The 1,126-nt window shown below is 70.9% G+C and carries 1 protein-coding gene; it reads left to right on the top strand.

The window, feature by feature from the left end; genetic code table 11:
- Positions 1 to 64: 64 nt before the first annotated feature.
- Positions 65 to 1,126: transposase (locus FHS22_RS37215; protein ID WP_260408691.1), on the top strand; the 1,062-nt coding region annotated here is incomplete at its 3' end.

The raw sequence follows: 1,126 nt of genomic DNA, 5'->3' as shown, positions 1-1,126 counted from the left end.
CTAGGAGTGTCCTGAAGATCTTGGTGGTCTTTTCAGACCCGGGTCGGGGATTCAGACTCGGGTCATGATGGGCCGTCGAAGGGCTCCGGCTGGGCCTGAGGTATGGGTCGCGTGCCGGGAGTTGATCCCGGCCGGGAGCGTGTTCGCGTTCCTGGCCGAACAGCGGCGGGCACTGTTCCCACCGCAGGCGTTCGCGGACATGTACGCGCCGGTCAACGGGCGCCCGTCGGTGCCACCGGACCTGCTGGCGACGGTGGTGGTGCTGCAAGCGCTGCACGGATTGTCGGACGAGGAGGCCCTGGCGGCGCTGCGGTTCGACCTGCGGTGGAAGGCCGCCTGCGGGCTGGGGTTGGACGACCGGGGGTTTGATCCGTCGCTGCTGACGTATTTCCGGCGGCGGTTGGCCCGCTCCGCGCGTCCGGACCGGATCTTCGCAATCATCCAGGCGGTGATCGCCCAGACCGGGGTGCTGACCGGCCGGACACGGCGGGCGCTGGACTCGGCCGTGCTCACCGACGCGGTCGCCACTCAAGACACCATCACCCAGCTCATCGCGGCGATCCGCCGGGTGGCCCGCCAGGTGCCCGGAGCCGCCGCCATCGTCGCGGCGCACTGCTGCGCCCATGACTACACCGACCCCGGCAAACCGAAGATCGCCTGGGACGACGAGGAGGCCAAGAGCGCCCTGGTCAGCGCCTTGGTCACCGACGCGTTCACCCTGCTGGAGCAGGTGGCCGGCCGCGACCTGGACCAGGCCGCCGCCGATGCGGTCGGCCTGCTGGCATTGATCGCCGGCCAAGACGTCGAACCCGCCGACGGCACCGACGGCACCGACGGACGATGGAAGATCGCCCGCCGCACCTCACCGGACCGGATCATCTCCACCGTCGATCCCGAGGCCCGCCACATCCACAAAAGTGCGCAGCAACGCACCGACGGCTACAAAGCCCACCTGGCCGTCGAACCGGAGACCGGCCTGTTCACCGCGGTCGCGCTGCGTCCCGGTGCCGGCGCCGCCCACCACGAGGCCGCCATCGCCCCCGCCCTGCTCGCCGCCGAACCCGGGCCACTGCAGATCCTGGCCGATGCCGCCTACGCCGCAGCCGGATTGCGCGCCTGCCTGACG

Source organism: Thiemannella venezuelensis, assembly GCF_014203605.1.
Taxonomy (GTDB): domain Bacteria; phylum Actinomycetota; class Actinomycetes; order Streptosporangiales; family Streptosporangiaceae; genus Planomonospora_A; species Planomonospora_A venezuelensis.
This window is presented reverse-complemented; position numbering and strand designations above follow the sequence as displayed.